Genomic DNA, 17,948 nt, shown 5'->3' with positions numbered 1-17,948 from the left:
GATGTGATTGGCCCCTGCGCGCCTACAGCCGGCTCGGGTCGTCCACGCGGTAGTGGCCCAGCCAGTAGTCGTCGTCGAAGCCGGGCAGGTCGATGTTGATCTTCTGCATGTGAATCTGGCCGCGCGCGCCCATGCGCGGGTCCGCGTCCAAATCCCAGAGGTCCAGGCCCTCGAACTCGTCGGTGGAGCCGTAGGGGACGTAGTAGTAGCCCTGCACGTACCCGTTGACGACGTCCACCATGTAGATGCCGGACGTCTGGCCTCCGCCGCCCACGCTCACGTAGAGGTTGCCACGCGCGGAGATCTTGCCGCCTTGAATCCAGGTGCCCTGCGGGATGTTGCTGGAGAAGGACAGCGTGCGCTTGTGCGTGATGGACACCGTCGTGCCGGACAGCGTGATTTGATAGCCGCGCAGCACCGTGTAGCCCGGGTGGTTCGTCACCGCGTAGAACAGGCCGTCACGCGGGTTGTGCGCGATGAAGGCCACGCCGCCCTCCCACTGCGGCAGGGACGCATAGCCGATGTACTGCATGCTCGTGTTGAACACGCCCACCGCGCCGCTGCGCCCTGGGCCGTCCATGGCGATGTAGAGGTAGCCGTTGACGTGCACCAGGTCGCCGTAGTGCCGGAAGCCCGCGTTGTACCAGGGCGAGGGCATGCGGTAGGTGCCGCCGGGGTTGTTGTTCAGCCCCGCCATCGGCCACCAGGCGATGAGTCCCTCGGTGGACTCGTCCTTCCAGAAGTTCGTCGCGTTGCGCGTCTGGTACCAGTAGTGGGCGTCGTGGGTGAGGCCCTGGAGGTTGTCGGAGAAGCCCGTGTAGCTGCGGTCGCTCGGGAAGTCCGACAGGTTGGCGACGATGTTGGGGATGGCATAGCGGTAGCGCTCCACGAAGAGCGCGTTCGCGGTGGCGTCGATGCCGGAGCGGTACTGCGCCGCGCCCACCGCCCACGTGCACGTCCACCACCACCTGGGCAGGCTGGCCGTCTGCAGGCGCTGCCATGCGCCGCTGCCCCAGCGCTCCAGCCACAGCGTGCCCGTGGCCTCACCCGTGGTGGCGCAGGCCTGGTAGTACTTCTGCACCGGGCCCCAGCCGGAGTGCGCCCAGCTGTACACGTTCGTCGGGCACCAGATGGCGTCGTACTCCTGGTTGAGCCCCTGGCAGAAGTTGGCTGACCACCACGCGGTGTCCGGCAGGGCCTGCTGGCTGACGCCGCCGGGCCCCACGTCGGCGGAGCTGCGGGCCGGCCCCTCGGGCGCCAGGGCCTCGCGGGTGGGCGTCAGGTGCAGCATGGACGGCGCGCGGCTGGCGGCCTCCACCAGCTTCGCGGGCGGCTCCTGCCCGCCGGACAGCCTGCGGTAGACCTCCGTGATGGGCATCCCGTCGAACGCCGCCGCGTCCGGCATGGGCGTGCCGCGCGGGCCCTTCACCACGGTGACGATGCCGTAGTCGGGCACCTCGTGGAACGAGATGGACTGGCCCTCGGGGAGCGTCACGCTCGCCAGCCGCGTGCCCGGGTCGTCGCCGGCCTCCAGCGCCTCGTCCGTCTCCGGACCGCCACACGCCACCAGCATCGCCGCACAGCCAGCCCACTTGAACAGACCTCGCACGCGCTCACGCCTCCTGAAGGATTTCAAGGTGAACGCAGCCGGTGTGTTTGCTTCGGTCCGCCTGGGGCTCGTCGCGCCGTGCGCGCTCCCGTCAGGCGTGTGGGGGACTTGTGGGCAAGCGCCGCGTGAGCGCGGCGGCGCTGGTCGTTCGGGCGCGGCGTGGCCCTCTTCGCCCGCTCGGGCGTGGAACCTCGGATGTCCGAGCGCCGTTGCTTGGCGTTCCCACGGACGCGGGTGGACCCCTCCCATGACGGAGGGCGTGCGCCACGGGGCTTCGGGAGGGCTCCTGGCGGCGATGCCAGCGGCGCCGTCGAGCGGAGCGTGACAGCCCGTTGTCTCCAGGCTGCCTCGCGCCACCGACTCCGGACGATGTCTGACATGGGGCCGGACGCCGCACCCGGCGCGTCCTTCCGAAGTCAGACGCGAACCGTCAATAGTTGCAAATCAAGTTAATCGTGCAAGTCACGATTATGAAAACTCTCCGTCATGAACACTGTCTGACGGGGGGGCCGCGAGCCTTTTGGGGAGACCTCCGTGACGCGAAACCTGCAGCGATATGACGTGGTGTTGGTGGGGGGCGGGGTGACGGGATTGATGGCGAGCCACAAGCTGGCGCGGCTCGGCCTGCGGTTGTTGTTGTTGGAGAAGCAGCCGACGTTGGCGAGCGGGCCGTCCACGCGCAACGAGGGCTGGCTGCACCGGGGCAGCTATCACGCGGGCTCGGTGAAGGACCGGCAGGCGGCGGTGCAGGTGGCGCGGCGCTGCATCTACGGCCACGAGCAGATTCGCGCGTTCGCGCCGGAGGCGGTGGAGGACGCGGACCGTCCGCCGATGGTGCTGGTGCGGGACGCGGACCGGCTCCAGGAGCTGGTGTCGCGTTGGGACGAAGCGGGCGTGTCCTATCGGCCGCTGACGAAGGCGCAGGCCTCCGCGCGCTTCCCGTCGGCGGACCTGACGCGGGCCTCGGAGGTGTTCGAGGTGGCGGACGTGAGCATCAACACGCGGATGCTGTACCGCAAGCTGCTCACCTCCGCGCAGCAGGGCGGCGCCGAGGTGCTCACCGGCGCCCGGCTGGAGCACGTGCGCGGCTCGGAGGCCACCGTCGTCATGGCGGACGGCTCGACGCTGCAGCTGGAGTCGCGGCTGTTCGTCTACTCGACGGGCTTCGGCGCGCGGGACTTGTTCCGCCAGTTCTTCGAGCTGGAGCTGCCCATCCGCTACTGGAAGAGCCACCTGGTGGTGGTGCCTCGGCTGGGCGGCCACGGGCTGTTCTACGTGGACCCGCACGAGGCGGCGATGATGCACCACGGGGACTACAGCGTCGTGGGGCTCAACGAGGACGCGCTCCTGTGCGCGAACCCCGACTACCTCGTCGTGCCCGAGCGCGCCGACAACCTGCACCGCGCGCTGGAGCGCCTGGTGCCGGGCTGGAAGAACGCGGGCACGTACAGCGACGTCGCCTGCACCAAGGTGGACTTCGCGCCGGATGCCACGTCCGCGCGCTCGCTCAACATCGCCATCCACGAGCCGGTGCCGGGCCACATCTGCATCCTGCCGGGGAAGATGACCGAGGCGCCGTTCCTCACCGACGTGCTCACGGCGCGGCTCTACGAGCGGCTGGAGGACGGGCTCATCGCGAAGCGGCCGTGTGACGTGCTCCACGCCAGCCTCGCCTCCGTCGCGCGGGAGGCCCACCATGCGGCTTGAGCTGCTCGCGGCCCTGGATGCGCCCCGGCGCTCCGCGGGGTTGTTGACGGTGACGGAGGTGCTCGCGCTCGCGGACACCGGCAACGTCATCTACGACCCGTTCTCCGTCCTCATCTCGCGGCACCTGAAGCTGGGCGAGGGCAACGTCCTCTACCCGTGTGTCACGCTCACCTGCGCGCCCACGGCGGAGCTGCGGCTGGGGAATCGCAATGTGTTGCACACCGGCACGCTGCTGGCCGCGGAGACGGGCGCCATCCTCGTGGGCGATGGGAACCAGTTCGGCGAGGGCGGATTCACCGCGAAGGCCAACCGTCCCGGCGCGTGCATCCGCATCGGCGATGGGGGCCGCTATCTCGGCGGGGCGTCGGTGTTCGGCGAGTGCTCGCTCGGCTCTGGCACACAGCTGCTCGGGGCCATCACGGTGGACAGCTGCAAGCTGGCGGCGGGCGCGCCCTTCAGTGACGTGGACCCGGACGCGCGCGCGGCGGTACTGAAGGGCTCGGGGACGGCGCGGGGGCTCGTGCTCGAGGTGGGGCAGGTCATCCTGGGCAACGGCGTGTTCCGCGCCGAGGACGTGAAGCCGCAGGCCTTCTATCACCCGAAGGTGAAGTCATGAGCGGGGTGGGACTGGGGCTCGGGCTGCTCTCGCTCGGGCGCGCGTGGGGCTATCGCTCCGAGCCACCTCCGACCGAGGCGGATGGACAACACCTGCTCGACACCGCGTTCGAGCTGGGGGTGCGCTGCTACGACACCGCGCCCGCGTATGGCTCGAGCGAGCAGCGCTTCGGCGCCTTCCTGTCGCGGCTCGGCGCCGAGCGCAGCTCCGTCTTCGTCGCCACCAAGCTGGGGGAGCACTGGGACGCGGGGAAGCAGGCGTCGTTCACGGACCACTCGTACGACGCGCTTCGCAGGAGCCTGGACGAGAGCGTGCGGCTGCTCGGGCGCATCGACCTGCTCCAGGTGCACAAGGCCACGGCGGCCAACGTGAGCTCGCCCGAGGTGCTGCGCGTGCTCGAGTACGCGGGGACGCTCGGGGTGCGTCACGTGGGCGTCAGCGTGAGCGACGTGGCCGCGGCCGAGGCCGCGTGTGACGTGGGCGTGTATTCGTTCCTCCAGTTCCCGTTCAACGCGCTGAACACCACGCTCGCGCCCGCGTTCGAGCTGGCCGCGCGCCACGGGCTGCAGGTCCTGGTCAACCGTCCCTTCGCCATGGGGCAGCTCGTCCAGGAGGAGGGGCGGGAGCCCACGCGGTCCGCGAGGGAGTCGCTCCAGCACATCCTCCGGCAGCGCTTCTCCGGCTACGTGCTCACGGGCACCAAGTCCGCGAAGCACCTGCTCGAAACCCACGCCGTCTTCCGCTCACTCCAGGGCTGACGGCACGGCTCGAACCTCGCTGGCGGGGCGCCGGAAGGGCTCCCTGCTGTCGCACCCGACAGCGCGCGTCGCTCGTGAGACCCACGCTGGCATCCGCTCGCTCCAGGGCTGACGGCGCATCCCCTGTTCGCTGGCGGCCGGAAGGCCACGGCCAGCACCCCACCCGGGCGACGTGAGCGCCCGGGCGGCCCACCCTTGTCTCGGAAAGCCCCACCATGTGGATTGCGTATGGCCTGGGCGCGGGCGTGATGCTCGGCCTGTATGACGTCTGGACGAAGAAGGCGATGACGGGCAACAGCGTCATCCCCGTCGTCATGTGGTCCTCCCTCTTCGGCGCGCTGTGCTGGGTGCCCGCGCTGATTCCGGGGGCGCTGCCCGTGCCCATCGACCCCTTCGGCCTGACATGGCGCGAGCAGGCGTGGCTGCTCCCCAAGGGCGTGGCGATGACGGCCTCTTGGATTCTCGCGTACTACGCGGTGCGCGAGCTGCCCATCTCCATCGCGGGAGCGGTGCGAGCGTCCGGCCCGCTGTGGACGCTCGCGGGCGGGTTCCTGATGTTCCGCGAGCTGCTCACGCCCCTCCAGTTCCTCGGGCTGATGCTCACCGTCTGTTCGTACTACGTGCTGTCCATCGTGGGCCGGAAGGAGGGCCTCGCGCTGTCGAAGAGCCGCTCCTTCTGGTGGATGCTCGCCGCCACCGCGCTGTCGGCGGCGACCACCGTCTACGACAAGTTCCTCGTCGCGCGGCTGGCCCTGCCCGTGCTGGAGCTGCAGGCCAGCTCCGCGTTCCAGCGCTGCCTGCTGTCCGCGCTCGTCTTCGTGCCGTACATGTGGCGACGGGGCGCGTGGGGCCTGGGGCTCACATGGAGCTGGGGCATCCCCCTGGTGGGGTGCTCTTGGGTGGCGGCGGAGCTCATCTACTTCGTCGCCATCTCCGAGCCCCAGGCGCTCGTCACGCACCTGTCCGTGCTGCGCAGGACGAGCCTCATCGTCGGCTTCGTGCTGTCGGCGCTCTTCTTCCGCGAGGCCAACATCGCGCTGAAGTCCGGGATGATTGCCGTGCTCATCCTGGGCATGGCCATCCTCATCCTGGGAGGTTAGCGGCCTCCCCCAGGGACAGGTCCGCTTCCCACGGGAAGCGCGAGGCACCCAGCGCGGGCTTCAAGTCATGCAGCCACGTGGCGTGCTCGTCGTAGCGCGCGAAGAAGGGCTTGCCCACCAGCTCCGCGTCGCGCGCCTGGATGAAGTGCAGCAGGAACACCTTCTCACCGCCCAGCTCGAGCACGCCGTCCACGCACACCTTGCCCGGCGTGGCGGACATGGAGGGCCCGCGCACCGTGCGCGCCAGCCCCGACACGCGGCGGTACGCCTGCTGGAAGATGTCGTACGCGGACGCGAGCGGCACGGCGAAGTAGTCCTGCGGCCCCGTGTCCCGCTCGACGAACATGTAATACGGCACCATGCCGTGGCGCAGGTGCGTGCGCCACATGCGCTCCCACGTGGCCGCGTCGTCGTTGATGCCGCGGATGAGCGGCGCCTGGGTGCGGATGACCGCGCCGGTGGAGCGGATGCGGCGCACCGCCTCCTGGACGATGTCCGGCTCCATCTCCCGCGGATGGGAGAAGTGCGCCATGAAGGCCAGGCTCTTGCCGGACGCCACCACCTTCTCGAACAGGCGCAGCGTGTCGTCCGCGTCCGGGTCCGTCACGAAGCGCTGCGGCCAGTACGCCAGCGACTTGGTGCCGATGCGGATGGCCTCCAGGTGCTCGATGCCCAGGAGCGGCTCGATGTAGCGCGACAGCACCGCCTCGCCCATCACCATGGGGTCGCCCCCGGTGAAGAGCACGTTGGTGACCTCCTCGTGCTCGCGCACGTAGTCCACCATGGGCGCGATGTCCTTCGACGCGAACTTCAGGTCCGCGTCCCCCACGAACTGCGCCCAGCGGAAGCAGTACGTGCAGTAGGCGTGACACGTCTGCCCTTGCTTCGGGAAGAACAGCACCGTCTCCTGGTACTTGTGCTGGAGCCCCGGGATGGCCTCCTCGTTCGCCTGCCGGGGCACGTTCAGCTCCATCTGCCCCGCCGGATGCGGATTGAGCCGCGCGCGCACCTCGCGCACGTACGCCGCCAGCTCCAGGCTGCCCGTGCCCTCGCGCATCAGGTCGACCAGGCGCGACACGTCCTCGGCCGGCAGCATGTCCGCCTGCGGGAACACCAGCCGGTAGAGGGGGTCGTCCGGCGCGGCCGACCAGTCGATGAGCTCCTCGACGACGTAGCTGTTGACCCGGAAGGGCAGCACCTGGGCCACCGCCTGCACGGCCAGCCGCTCTTCCACGGAGAGCCCCGCCCGGGTGGTCAGCTCGTCCAGGTTCCTGTGGGTGAAGGCACGGTACCGCTGTCCCACGGACAGAGACCGCACCGCGTTGGATGAAGCGCTCACGCGGTTCCTCGCTTTGCATGACAGGGTCCTCCGCGAGGCTCCGCGGAATCGGCCCTGGGATGAGAGGTGAGTCGATGGTCAGACGTGCCTTTTGACCACCAACGAGGTGGAGGTTCCGGTTACCATGGGCTCCTGGATGTGTCACCCCTCCGAGGCTGAAATCCGCTTGGAAAATGACGGGGTGAGCGTGGACCCTCGGGCGGATTGATACTTCCCGTCCGTGCGGGCCGAGCGCCTGGCGTGTGACGCCGCGCGCAACGCGGTTGCACGTCTGTCATTGAATGCGGACAGGGAGGAGGTCGCCTGGGCGGGCGTGGAATTTCCGTGCGCCAGCAGGGGCGGTGCCGACTCTAGGATGTGGCGGGCCGGGTCCTCCGGCCCTCCGAGACGCCATGACCGCTCCACTCGAGTCCGATGCCCCGCCGTCCTCCGCCCCCATGCCCTTCGTGCCGCGGGTGGTCCCCCGTCCCGAGGGCGCCGCGGGCGGGCTGAAGAGGCTGTTGGGGGCGGTGGGGGTGGCGGCGGGCGCGCCGCTCATCGTGTTCGGGCTGCTGGGGTTGATGGTGGGCGTGGTGGGGATTTTTTCGCCGGAGGAGGGGAAGAAGGCCTCGGATGGCGTGTTGATTCTGTTGATGGCGGGGGTGTTCATCGGGGTGGGGCGCTTCTTGTGGAAGAAGGGCATGGCGCCGTTCCGCGAGGCGCGGCGCAGGGAGCTGCTGTTTGGACTCATCCGCGCACAGTCACGCATCCGCACGAGCGACGTGGCCGACCTGCTCAAGGTGTCGGAGCCCGAGGCGCGGGAGCTGCTCGCGACCATCGTCGCCCGGCACGAGGCGGACCTCGTCTTCCTCTGGGCGACGCGCGAGTACGTGCACCGGGGCGTCTTCGTCCAGGCGCATGGCGTGGCTCGCAACTGCCCCACGTGTGACGCGCCGGTGGGCGCCATGAGCGTGCTGCCGGGGGACAAGTTGGAGTGTGCCTACTGTCAGACCACCTTCCTGGTGGCGTGACGGCTCGTTTCACCTGTCGGGGCAATCACGTCCCGCGCAGGCTCGTAGTGGCCTCGTCGTTTCGACGCATGGCCAAGTTCCAGGGAGGGTCGATGAAGAGAGTCCTCGGAGCGGTTACCGCCGCCGCGTTCCTCGGGTGCGCGGCTTCACGAGAAGCAGCACAGCCCACACCCCCGCCGCCCGCGCCCGAGCCGGCGAAGGTGGAGGCCGCCGCCCAGCCGCCGAAGCTCCAGGTGCCGGTGGAGTACTACAAGCTCGACAACGGCTTGCGGGTGGTGCTCTCGCGCGACACGACCGTGCCCAAGGCGGTGGTCGGCGTCTATTACAACATCGGCTTCCGCATCGAGCCGAGGAACCGCACGGGCTTCGCCCACCTGTTCGAGCACATGATGTTCCAGGGCTCGACGAACCTGGGGAAGATGGAGCTGGCGCGCCTCATCCAGAAGAACGGCGGCATGTTCAACGGCTCCACCCGGTTCGACTTCACGAACTACTTCGAAATCGTCCCGTCCAACACGCTGGAGACCATGCTGTGGGCCGAGGCCGACCGCATGCGCGGCCTGGAGGTGACGGAGGAGAACCTCAAGAACCAGCAGGGCGTGGTGGCCAACGAGGTGAAGGTCAACGTCCTCAACCGGCCGTATGGCGGCTTCCCGTGGCTGGACCTGCCGCAGGTGGCGAACACCAACTGGTACAACGCGCACAACTTCTACGGCGACCTGAAGGACCTGGAGGCCGCCACGCTCGAGGACGTGCGGGCGTTCTTCAAGACGTACTACGCGCCGAGCAACGCGGCGCTGGTGGTGGTGGGCGACTTCGAGCCCGAGCAGGTGAAGGGCTGGGTGCAGCAGTACTTCGGTCCCTTGCCCAAGGCGCCGGTGCCGCAGTTGCCGGACATCTCCGAGCCCCGCCAGGAGAAGGAGAAGCGGCACGACAAGAAGGACGCGCGCATCACCCGGCCGGCGTTCGCGGCGGGCTATCACATGCCGGCGGTGGGCACGCCGGAGTTCTACGCGATGGCGCTCATCGACGAAATCCTGCTGCAGGGCAGCGACAGCGCGCTCTACCAGCAGCTGGTGCAGAAGAAGGGCATCGCCGGCGAGCTGAGCGGCGGGGTGAACGAGCTGGGCAACCAGTGGAACTACAACGGGCCCATGCTGTGGACCGTGTACCTGTTCCACGACACGGTCATCTCGCCGGAGACGATTGCCGGGGAGATCGACGGGGTGGTGGCGAAGCTGGTGGAGAAGCCGGTGGACGCCGAGACGCTGGCGCGGGCGCGGGTGAAGGCGCGCTCCCGGTTGTACGCGCACGTGGAGGGCATGCTCGGCTTCGGCCGCGCGGACCTGCTGGCCTCGTCCGCGCTGTTCTTCGACGACCCGGCGCGCATCAACCGGCTCGAGGACGAGCTGATGAAGGTGACGCCCGAGATGATTCAGCGCACGGCCCGCGAGTACCTGCGTCCGACGAACCGCACGGTGCTCACGGTGTCGGCTTCCCCCCAGACGCTCCTGGCTGACTGAGGAACGCGAACATGACCTTCCATTCCATTCGCAATCGTCTCGTCGCGTCCTCGCTGTTGGTGTTCGGGCTGGTGGCGGCGCCGGTGCTGGCCGCGCCCGCCGCGAAGGATGCTCCGCCGGCGCCGGCGGCGCCCAAGCCCTTCGATGTGCCCCAGCGCACGTCCTTCAAGCTCGACAACGGGCTGGAGGTCTCGTTGTTGCCGTATGGCGACATGCCGAAGGTGGCCATCCAGCTGGTGGTGGACACGGGCAACATCCATGAGACGGCGGACGAGACCTGGCTGTTCGACCTGGCGGGCAAGCTGCTCAAGGAGGGCACGACGACGCGCTCCGCGGCGCAGGTGGCCCAGACGGCGGCCGAGCTGGGCGGGGAGCTGGACGTCGGCACGGAGCAGGACCAGTCCTACGTGGGCCTCGAGGTGCTCTCCGAGTTCGCGCCGAAGGCGGTGACGCTGGTGGCGGACGTGGTCCAGAACCCGGCCTTCCCCGAGTCGGAGGTGGAGCGGCTGAAGGGGGACCTGATTCGCGAGCTGGCGGTGTTCCGCACGATGCCGCAGGTGCTGGCCAACGAGGTGATGGCGAAGGCCCTCTACGGGGACCATCCGTACGGGCGCCGGCTGGCGACGGAGGCGCAGCTCAAGCGGTACACGCGGGAGCAGGTGGTCAAGCACTACGAGGCCAACGTGGGCGCGGCGCGCTCGCGGCTGTACGTGGTGGGGCGCTTCGAGCCCGCGGAGGTGGAGAAGGTGGTGCGCGAGGCGTTCGGTGGCTGGCGCGCGGGCCCGGCGCGGGTGAAGAACGTGCCGAAGCAGCAGGTGGCGAAGTCGGTGCAGTTCCTGGACCGGCCGGGCTCGGTGCAGTCCACGGTGCGGGTGGCGACGAGGGCGTTGCCGCCGACGAGCGAGGACGCCATCACGCAGGATGTGCTGAACACGATGCTGGGTGGGTACTTCAGCTCGCGCGTCACGTCGAACATCCGTGAGAAGAAGGGCTATGCGTACTCGCCGTACAGCGCGGTCTCCGAGCACGTGGAGGACGCGTACTGGGTGCAGAACGCGGACGTGACGACGGCGAACACGGGGGATTCGCTGAAGGAGATCCTCAAGGAGGTGGACACGCTGAGGAAGACGCCGCCGCCCGCGGAGGAGCTGCGCGACGTGCAGAACTACCTGGCGGGGGCGTTCCTGCTGGAGAACTCGTCGCGCACGGGGCTCATCTACAAGCTGCGCTACGTGGACCTGCACGGCCTGCCGGAGACGTACCTGAAGGACTACGTGAGCCGGGTGATGGCGGTGACGCCGGAGCAGGTGCGCGCCGTGGCGGCGAAGGTGCTCGCGCAGGACGCGATGACCATCGTCATCGTCGGCGACATGAAGGTGGTCAAGCCGCAGCTGAAGGTGCTGCCGCCGAAGCTGCGCTGATTTGAAGCGCCCGGGGGCGGAAGGCCATCGTGGGTCTTCCGCTTCCGGAATTGCCGACCGGCGCGACTCACGCCGTGCGCCGACCTATCGCGGGAAGGCGCTCATAGGCTCGCTGAAGCGCGTCCAGGTGGGAGGGGTTGTCGTAGTCGAGCGGCGCGTCCGTGAGCTGCACAACCCACCCGCCCGAGGCCGTGCGCCGTGCTCGTGAGAGCAGTCCGGTGTCGTGGGTAGGGGCAGGGAAGCCGATGCGCTTGGCGGCGGCGCTGGACCAGTGGTTCAGCCACCCGAGGAAGCAGGGTGTCTCTGGCGCGGAGAGTTTCTCCGGGAGGTCGAGCATGGGAAGCCCGCGAGGAGAGCGCTCGGGGGCCTGGGGGGAGCGGCGAAACTGTCGCGCAACCTCTGCGCCGTAGCTGTCCGGGGACGCATGGCCCCAGAACGCGCGCGCGCCCTCTGCCATGCCCTCGAGCAGGGCCGACGCCGCGGTGATTCCGCCTTCATCCAGTGGCAGTCGCGCATGGACTTCGACCTGGTCCTGACCGCCTGGGCTGAAGAGCCCGGACCGGTCCCTCCCCGAAACCGTGATGGGGTAGCTCTCGTCGCCGTTGCACAGGAGGGGGAAGGCCCCGTCCAAGGTGTTCTCCGTGAGCCACGCATCACGGTCGGGCAATGCGATGGGGCGGCCGCCCCCGGCGAGCTTCCATTGCAGGCGCAAGCCAGGGAGCGACTGTTCCATGCCATGGACGATGGCGAGCGCGCGGTCATCGTGCCTCGCGAGCGCTGGGGCGTAGGCGATGACGATGAGGGTTCTGCTCTTGTTCATCGTGAGCACCCCGTGACGACGATATCGAGCGTGGGGTCCTGTGCTTCCAGCATGTCCCGATGGGCCGTGGTGCTCACTCCTATGACGAAGCCATAGCCGCAGGCCGTGGCTGCTCTGCGCTCCCTGCCGAGTTGCTCCATCTCCTTCTCTATCTCCTGACTCTGGATGAAGCCGTTATAGGTATCGAAGCGGTGGGTCTTGATCTCCCAGAGCACTCGCGCGCCAACTTGCAGCGCATCGAAGCGAACCCCGTTCACGAGGACGTCCATGCCTGGATACCGGTTGGGTGGAAACCTGTCGGCGCACGCATTGTGCGGCGCGTCCTCTCCTGCGTGAGGAACCGGGATGGGTCTGCACTCAGGGCGGCGCTCGTGTTCGCGAGGCCCTGTTGGCACAGGAGGAAACGCGTCCTGTGCCGATGGGTCTGGAGTGGGCTTTCGATTCGCCGAGGTGTCTCGCGGAGCCGACTTCGTTCGGGGAGTGGCCTCGTCCTCGTTCGGACGATTCCCGCTCAGCGCATACGCATCCAACGCTTCCTTGATGGCGACACCCACCACCACTGCGCCCAGGACGATCACCGCGCCCACGACGATTTCGGGCGCAGCGAGGACGCAGAGGCCGACGCCCAGCGCCGCCGCAGCCGTAGAAGCGACAGCACATCGTCCCGTCCGGTCATTCAGCCGGACCCGGTCATGGTCGAGCGCCGCGAAGCACCGCTCCGCGAGCACGGGCCAGGGGTGGGCGGCCTCGCGAACGACGCACCGTCCTCCGTCAGTCCAGGGTAGTGTCGCGGCCCGCCGGAGGTTGGCCAGCTTCGGGCTCCGGGACGTACGCGCTCCTGGGTTTGGTGTCGACGTGGCACAGGCGGAGCTGAAGAGCAGGAGTGCGGCGCAAGCGCGGAGTCGCATGGTTTCGTTCTGGTCGATGTGGTGCGCCGTGGGGGAGAAGCTGGCTGCTCGTGGAGTATGCCAGCAGTCCCGACGGCTACAGGTGCTGGTGGAAGTAGCGCGCCGTCTCCTCCCACAGGCGTTCGGCGAGCACGGGGTCGAACACCATGTGCCCCATGCCGCTCAGGGGCAGCAGCTCATGGGGCTGGCCCGCGCGGAACAGCGCGTCCGACAGCTTGAGCGCCTGGAAGAAGAGGACGTTGTCGTCCGCCGTGCCGTGGACCACCAGCAGCTTGCCCATGGGCTTGCCCGCCTTCACGTGCGTGAGCAGCGAGGCCTGCTCGTAGGCCTGCGGCTGCTCGTCGGGCAGGCCGAAGAAGCGCTCCGTCAAATGTGAGTCGTAGTCGCGCCAGTCCGTCACCGAGGACACGGCCACCGCGGCCTTGAAGACATCCGGACGCGTGAGCACCGCCAGCGCGGACATATAGCCGCCGTTGCTCGCGCCCGTGATTCCCACACGGCCCAGGTCCATCTCCGGCACCTCGGCCGCGAGCGCGCGCAGCGCGGCCACCTGCTCGTCGAGCACCAGGCGAGGCCAGTCGTACTTCGGCTTGCGCAGCTTCGCGTCCGCCGTGGGCGCCACGCCGCGCCCGTCGAGCTTCACCACGATGAACCCCTGGTCCGCCAGCCACTGGTCCGTGAGGTGCTGCATCATGCTTTGGTACACCATCGCCATGCCGGGCCCGCCGTAGATGTCCACGATGACCGGCAGCTTCACCCCGGGCTTCGCGTCGCGAGGCCGCACCAGCGACGTGGGATAGCGCTCCTTGCCCACGTGCCGCACCTCGATGCGCGGCTGCAGCGCCGGCACCTTCGCCAGCGAGGGCAGCTCTCCCACCCGCGTGCCATCCGCCTTCAGCACCGTGGTGTTCTTCATCCGCCGCGGCCCCTCGGCGCTCAATGCCAGGAACCCGCCCCGCTTGGAGAGCTTCGCCTGCTCCAGCGCGGGGCGCTCGCTCGTGACCCGCGTCGGCTTGCCTCCCGGGCTCAGCCGCCACACGTAGCGCTCCTCCGACGCGGTGCCGCCGGAGAAGTACACCGTGCCGTCCTGCTCCACGTAGCCCACCAGGTCGTAGAAGCCCGCGTCGGGCGGCACGAGCGAGCGCACGAGCTTGCCCGTGACATCGCGCAGCTCCAGCTCACCCGCCCCGTTGCGCTCGGTGTACCAGAGAAACCCGCTCCCATCCGCGAGCCAGTGGGGGAACGTCTGATGCAATGTGAGCCAGGCGTCGTCCTTCTCCACCAGCAGCGTGCGCGTGCTCCCCGTCCTCGGGTCCACCGCGAGCAGCAGCTCCTCCGTCTGCGCGCGGTTCTGCACCAGCACCGTCAGCGGCCCCTTCGCCGGCCAGCGCACCGTGGCGAGGTAGGGATACTTCTGTGCATCCCACTGCACCCACGTCGTCTTGCCACCCGTGACGGGGAGGATGCCCAGCCGCACCCGCGCGTTGGGCTTGCCCGCGCGCGGATAGGCGAGCCGCTGTCCCTCCCGCTCGGGATTCAGCGCGTCCGGGACGACCAGCTTCTCCACGCCGCTCGAGTCGGACTCCGTATAGGCCAAGGACTTGCCGTCCGGGCTCCACCAGTAGCCGGAGAAGCGCATCATCTCCGCGGTGGCGATGAACTCCGGCGTCCCGTGGCTCTTGTCCTCCGTGCCTCCCTTCGTCACCGCCCGCTCGGTGTTGGTCGCGAGGTCCAGGCGATACACGTCGTGGCCCCGCACGTAGGCCACCTGCGTCGCGTCCGGCGAGAAGCGCACGTCCATCGCGCCCGCGCCCAGCTTCAACTCCGTCACCTTCCCGGAGGCGCGCGCGACGACGTACTGCTTGCCCGACATCCCCACGAGCAGCTTCTCACCGTCCTCGGACAGCGCATAGGAGCCCAGGCCTCGCGGCGAGGCGCGCACGGGCTCCAGCTTCGCCTTCGCCTGGGCGGTGAGGCTCTCCTGTGCGCGCTGGAGGAGGCTCTCCGCGGTGAGGTACTCCCGCGTCTGTCCCGTGGCGGTGTCGAAGGCGTGGAGCGCGGTGGCTCGCGAGCCCTCCGCGGTGCGCAGGAAGAGGAGCGTCTGCTCGTCCGGCGTGAAGCTCGTGGACGAGGGCCGGCCGCTGTTGAAGTAGCGCGTCTCCACGAGCTGACGGATGAAGCTCTCCGTCTTCGGCGCCGACACGGGGGGAGGCTGGGCGAGAACGGGCGTGCTCAGCAGGACCAGGGCGGTGAGGAGGATTCGCATGGGGGGTGTGGTCGGAGTCATCGGGATGATGGCTCACGAGGTGAAGAGACCATGTCATGGCGAGGTCGAGGCAGCCGGAAGTGCTCCTCGGTGCGACAGACAACGTGATGCATCGGGCGGCGCCCGTTGACCATGACCGTTCCATGGCAATGCGTGCGACGCGGCCTGTATGCTCATTCCATGCGTGAGCATCCAGACGTGCCCCGGGTCCTGGTCGCGCGGCCGCTGACCCCCGAGGGCTTCGCGCCCTACGGCGACGTGGTCAGCGCGGGGCTCGGACCCGGCGCGCTCGCGAACCAGGGCACCGCGGTGCGCTTCGACTGGTCCGCGAAGCTGGAGAACGCTCGCGAGTCCGCGAGGCCCAACCTCGCGGTGTTCCGCTCGGTGGCGCGCTCCCTGCCGTTCACCGTGAAGCTGCTGGAGCACCACCCGTACTCCAGCCAGGTGTTCCTGCCCATGCGCTGCGAGCGCTACCTGGTGTGCGTCGCGCCGACGGCGCCCTCGGGCGGTCCGGACCTGGAGCGCCTGGAGGCGTTCATCTGCGGTCCCGGTGAGGGTGTGAACTATCACCGGGGTGTGTGGCATCACCCCATCGTCGCGCTCGATGCGCCCGCGGAGCTGGCCATGCTGGCGTGGGAAGACGGGAGCGAGGGCGACTGTGTGGTGCTGCACTTCGAGCCGTCCGCGCACGTCCAGGTGCGATTCGACGGCTGAGGCGTGATGCCGACGCGGACGGACGCGCGCGCTTCCCCTATCATCCGGGGCCTTCCTCGTGGGTTGGAGGCTCCGGATGGGACAGCAAGCGGACGTCATCGTCGTGGGCGCGGGGCTGGCGGGGCTCGTCGCCGCGACGGAGCTCGCCGACGCGGGCAAGCGCGTCATCGTCGTGGACCAGGAGGGCGAGCAGAACCTGGGAGGACAGGCGTTCTGGTCCTTCGGCGGTCTGTTCCTGGTGGACTCGCCCGAGCAGCGGCGCATGGGCATCCATGACTCGCACGCGCTCGCGCTCGAGGACTGGCTGGGCACCGCGGGCTTCGACCGCGAGGAGGACCACTGGCCCCGCAAGTGGGCCGAGGCCTTCGTGGACTTCGCCGCCGGCGAGATGCGCCCGTGGCTCTACAACCAGGGCCTGCGCTGGTTCCCCGTCGTCGGCTGGGCCGAGCGCGGGGGCTACGGCGCCGTGGGCCACGGCAACTCCGTGCCGCGCTTCCACGTCACGTGGGGCACCGGGCCCGGCGTGCTCGCGCCCTTCGTCCGGCGCGCCGAGGAGGCGCGCAAGAAGGGGACGCTCACGTTCCTGTTCCGCCATCGCGTGGACGAGCTGCTCACCGAGGGCGGCGCCGTCGTCGGCGTGCGGGGCATGACGTTGGTGCCCTCGGACGTGGAGCGCGGCGTGAAGAGCTCGCGCGACACGGTGGGCGACTTCGAGGTGCGCGCGTCGGCCGTCGTCGTCACCTCGGGCGGCATCGGCGGCAACCACGAGCTGGTGCGCAAGAGCTGGCCGTCGCGCCTGGGCCCCGCGCCCGCGTTCATGGTGCAGGGCGTGCCCGACCATGTGGACGGACGGATGATTGCCATCACCGAGTCCGCGGGCGGACGGGTCATCAACCGCGACCGCATGTGGCACTACACGGAGGGCTTGCGCAACTGGAACCCCATCTGGCCGCGCCACGGCATCCGCATCCTGCCGGGGCCCAGCTCGCTGTGGCTGGACGCCACGGGCAAGCGCCTGCCGCCGCCGCTGTACCCGGGCTTCGACACGCTGGGGACGCTGGAGCACATCCTGAAGACGGGGCACGACTACTCGTGGTTCGTGCTGAACCAGTCCATCTTGAAGAAGGAGTTCGCGCTCTCCGGCTCCGAGCAGAACCCGGACCTCACGGGCAAGGACTGGAAGGGCGTGCTCAACCGCGCCGTGGGCAAGAAGGCCATGGGCCCGGTGGAGGCGTTCAAGGAGCACGGCGCGGACTTCGTCGTCGCCGAGGACCTGCGCACGCTGGTGGCGAAGATGAACGAGAAGACCGACACGAAGCTGCTCGACTTCGCCACGGTGGAGCGCGAGGTGCTCGCGAGGGACAGGCAACTGGACAACCCGTTCGGCAAGGACCTGCAGATCGCCGCGATTCGCCAGGCACGCAACTACCGGGGAGACCAGCTGGTGCGCACCGCGAAGCTGCACCGGCTGCTGGACCCGAAGGCCGCGCCGCTCATCGGCGTGAAGCTGAACATCCTCACGCGCAAGACGCTGGGCGGCTTCGAGACGGACCTGTCCAGCCGCGTGTTCGGCGCCGAGGGTAAGCTGGTGCCGGGGCTCTACGCGGCGGGCGAGGTGGCCGGGTTCGGCGGCGGCGGCGTGCACGGCTACCGCGCGCTCGAGGGCACCTTCCTGGGCGGGTGCATCTTCTCGGGACGCGCGGCGGGCAGGGCGCTGGCGGCGACGGTGTAGCGTGAGGGTCTGCTACTTGCCGTAGACCGTGCTGCGCACGTCGGTCAGCTTGCCGTCGGTGAAGGTCACCACCTGCATGAGGCGGTTGGGTCCGAAGTTGTAGGTCCACTCCTCGACCTCGACCGTGACGGTCTTCGAGGTCGAGGACTCCTCCTTGCCCTCGCGCACCCGCTCCTTGGTGGAGGTGGACTCGGTGCGGCGCTGCTTGGACAGGGGCTCGCCGCACTTGATGACGGCGTCGGTGGTGGTGGCCCCATCGGAGATGAGGTTGTTGCCACAGCGCAGCGTGGCGGCGTCCGCGTGCAGGGGCAGCAGCAGACCAGCGAGGGCGAGCGGGGCGAGGACCAGACGCATGAGGGCTCCACGGGGGAATGAAGGTGGGCGTCCGACGCGCGGGCCCCCGGGTTATTCACGCTGTCTCCGGA

At 69.2% G+C, this 17,948-nt stretch carries 15 protein-coding genes; 9 read left to right on the top strand and 6 right to left on the bottom strand.

Features of this window, described 5'->3' with window-relative positions:
- Positions 1-22: 22 nt before the first annotated feature.
- On the bottom strand, positions 23-1,609 hold the full coding sequence (locus tag AC6JA9_RS41240) for a hypothetical protein (RefSeq protein WP_483579148.1): 1,587 nt from the start codon (positions 1,607-1,609) through the stop codon (positions 23-25).
- Positions 1,610-2,143: 534 nt separating this feature from the next.
- Here AC6JA9_RS41240 and AC6JA9_RS41235 point away from each other — a divergent pair.
- From AC6JA9_RS41235 to AC6JA9_RS41220, 4 genes are all read left to right on the top strand, one after another.
- Positions 2,144-3,316: an NAD(P)/FAD-dependent oxidoreductase gene (locus AC6JA9_RS41235; protein WP_223750902.1), complete on the top strand. Its 1,173-nt coding sequence runs from the start codon at positions 2,144-2,146 to the stop codon at positions 3,314-3,316.
- Positions 3,306-3,932, top strand: a complete 627-nt coding sequence (locus AC6JA9_RS41230) for a hypothetical protein (protein WP_426748826.1) — start codon at positions 3,306-3,308, stop codon at positions 3,930-3,932. The genes AC6JA9_RS41235 and AC6JA9_RS41230 overlap by 11 nt, the downstream gene beginning before the upstream one ends.
- Positions 3,929-4,690, top strand: coding sequence for an aldo/keto reductase (locus tag AC6JA9_RS41225; RefSeq protein WP_497958793.1), 762 nt, complete (start codon positions 3,929-3,931; stop codon positions 4,688-4,690). The genes AC6JA9_RS41230 and AC6JA9_RS41225 overlap by 4 nt, the downstream gene beginning before the upstream one ends.
- A gap of 215 nt (positions 4,691-4,905) precedes the next feature.
- Positions 4,906-5,790 (top strand): DMT family transporter, encoded by an 885-nt coding sequence (locus tag AC6JA9_RS41220; RefSeq protein WP_074959133.1) that lies wholly within the window; start codon positions 4,906-4,908, stop codon positions 5,788-5,790.
- Here the strand turns inward: AC6JA9_RS41220 and AC6JA9_RS41215 are convergent.
- Entirely contained in the window at positions 5,774-7,129 is a 1,356-nt protein-coding gene (locus AC6JA9_RS41215) for a KamA family radical SAM protein (protein ID WP_497958792.1), read from the bottom strand. The genes AC6JA9_RS41220 and AC6JA9_RS41215 overlap by 17 nt on opposite strands.
- Positions 7,130-7,521: 392 nt before the next feature.
- Between AC6JA9_RS41215 and AC6JA9_RS41210 the strand changes: the two genes are divergently transcribed.
- The 3 genes from AC6JA9_RS41210 (at position 7,522) to AC6JA9_RS41200 (ending at position 11,083) form a co-directional block, all read left to right on the top strand.
- Positions 7,522-8,139, top strand: coding sequence for a hypothetical protein (locus AC6JA9_RS41210; RefSeq protein WP_483579146.1), 618 nt, complete (start codon positions 7,522-7,524; stop codon positions 8,137-8,139).
- Positions 8,140-8,231: 92 nt separating this feature from the next.
- A complete protein-coding gene (locus AC6JA9_RS41205) occupies positions 8,232-9,662 on the top strand; it encodes a M16 family metallopeptidase (RefSeq protein ID WP_497958791.1) in 1,431 nt (476 codons plus the stop codon).
- Between the two features lie 11 nt (positions 9,663-9,673).
- Entirely contained in the window at positions 9,674-11,083 is a 1,410-nt protein-coding gene (locus AC6JA9_RS41200) for a M16 family metallopeptidase (RefSeq protein ID WP_497958790.1), read from the top strand.
- Between the two features lie 67 nt (positions 11,084-11,150).
- On the opposite strand, the gene AC6JA9_RS41195 is transcribed toward AC6JA9_RS41200, so the two are convergent.
- The 3 genes from AC6JA9_RS41195 to AC6JA9_RS41185 form a co-directional block, all read right to left on the bottom strand.
- Complete coding sequence (locus AC6JA9_RS41195; RefSeq protein WP_223750909.1) at positions 11,151-11,903, bottom strand: DUF5953 family protein; 753 nt, start codon at positions 11,901-11,903, stop codon at positions 11,151-11,153.
- Positions 11,900-12,811, bottom strand: coding sequence for a DUF6310 domain-containing protein (locus AC6JA9_RS41190; protein WP_223750910.1), 912 nt, complete (start codon positions 12,809-12,811; stop codon positions 11,900-11,902). The genes AC6JA9_RS41195 and AC6JA9_RS41190 overlap by 4 nt, the downstream gene beginning before the upstream one ends.
- A gap of 76 nt (positions 12,812-12,887) precedes the next feature.
- Positions 12,888-15,077: a DPP IV N-terminal domain-containing protein gene (locus AC6JA9_RS41185; RefSeq protein WP_497958789.1), complete on the bottom strand. Its 2,190-nt coding sequence runs from the start codon at positions 15,075-15,077 to the stop codon at positions 12,888-12,890.
- Between the two features lie 180 nt (positions 15,078-15,257).
- On the opposite strand from AC6JA9_RS41185, the gene AC6JA9_RS41180 reads away from it, so the two are divergent.
- Together AC6JA9_RS41180 and AC6JA9_RS41175 are read left to right on the top strand one after the other, a co-directional pair.
- Positions 15,258-15,791: an ureidoglycolate lyase gene (locus AC6JA9_RS41180; protein ID WP_408888689.1), complete on the top strand. Its 534-nt coding sequence runs from the start codon at positions 15,258-15,260 to the stop codon at positions 15,789-15,791.
- A 76-nt stretch (positions 15,792-15,867) separates the two neighbouring features.
- A complete protein-coding gene (locus AC6JA9_RS41175; RefSeq protein ID WP_223750505.1) occupies positions 15,868-17,523 on the top strand; it encodes an FAD-binding dehydrogenase in 1,656 nt (551 codons plus the stop codon).
- Between the two features lie 12 nt (positions 17,524-17,535).
- Here the strand turns inward: AC6JA9_RS41175 and AC6JA9_RS41170 are convergent, their stop codons facing one another.
- A complete protein-coding gene (locus AC6JA9_RS41170; RefSeq protein WP_223750504.1) occupies positions 17,536-17,877 on the bottom strand; it encodes a DUF2845 domain-containing protein in 342 nt (113 codons plus the stop codon).
- Between the last annotated feature and the right edge of the window lie 71 nt (positions 17,878-17,948).

The organism is Myxococcus sp. MH1, assembly GCF_059738865.1.
The sequence above is the reverse complement of the archived record's forward strand: the minus strand, read 5'-3'. Positions and strand labels throughout refer to the sequence as shown.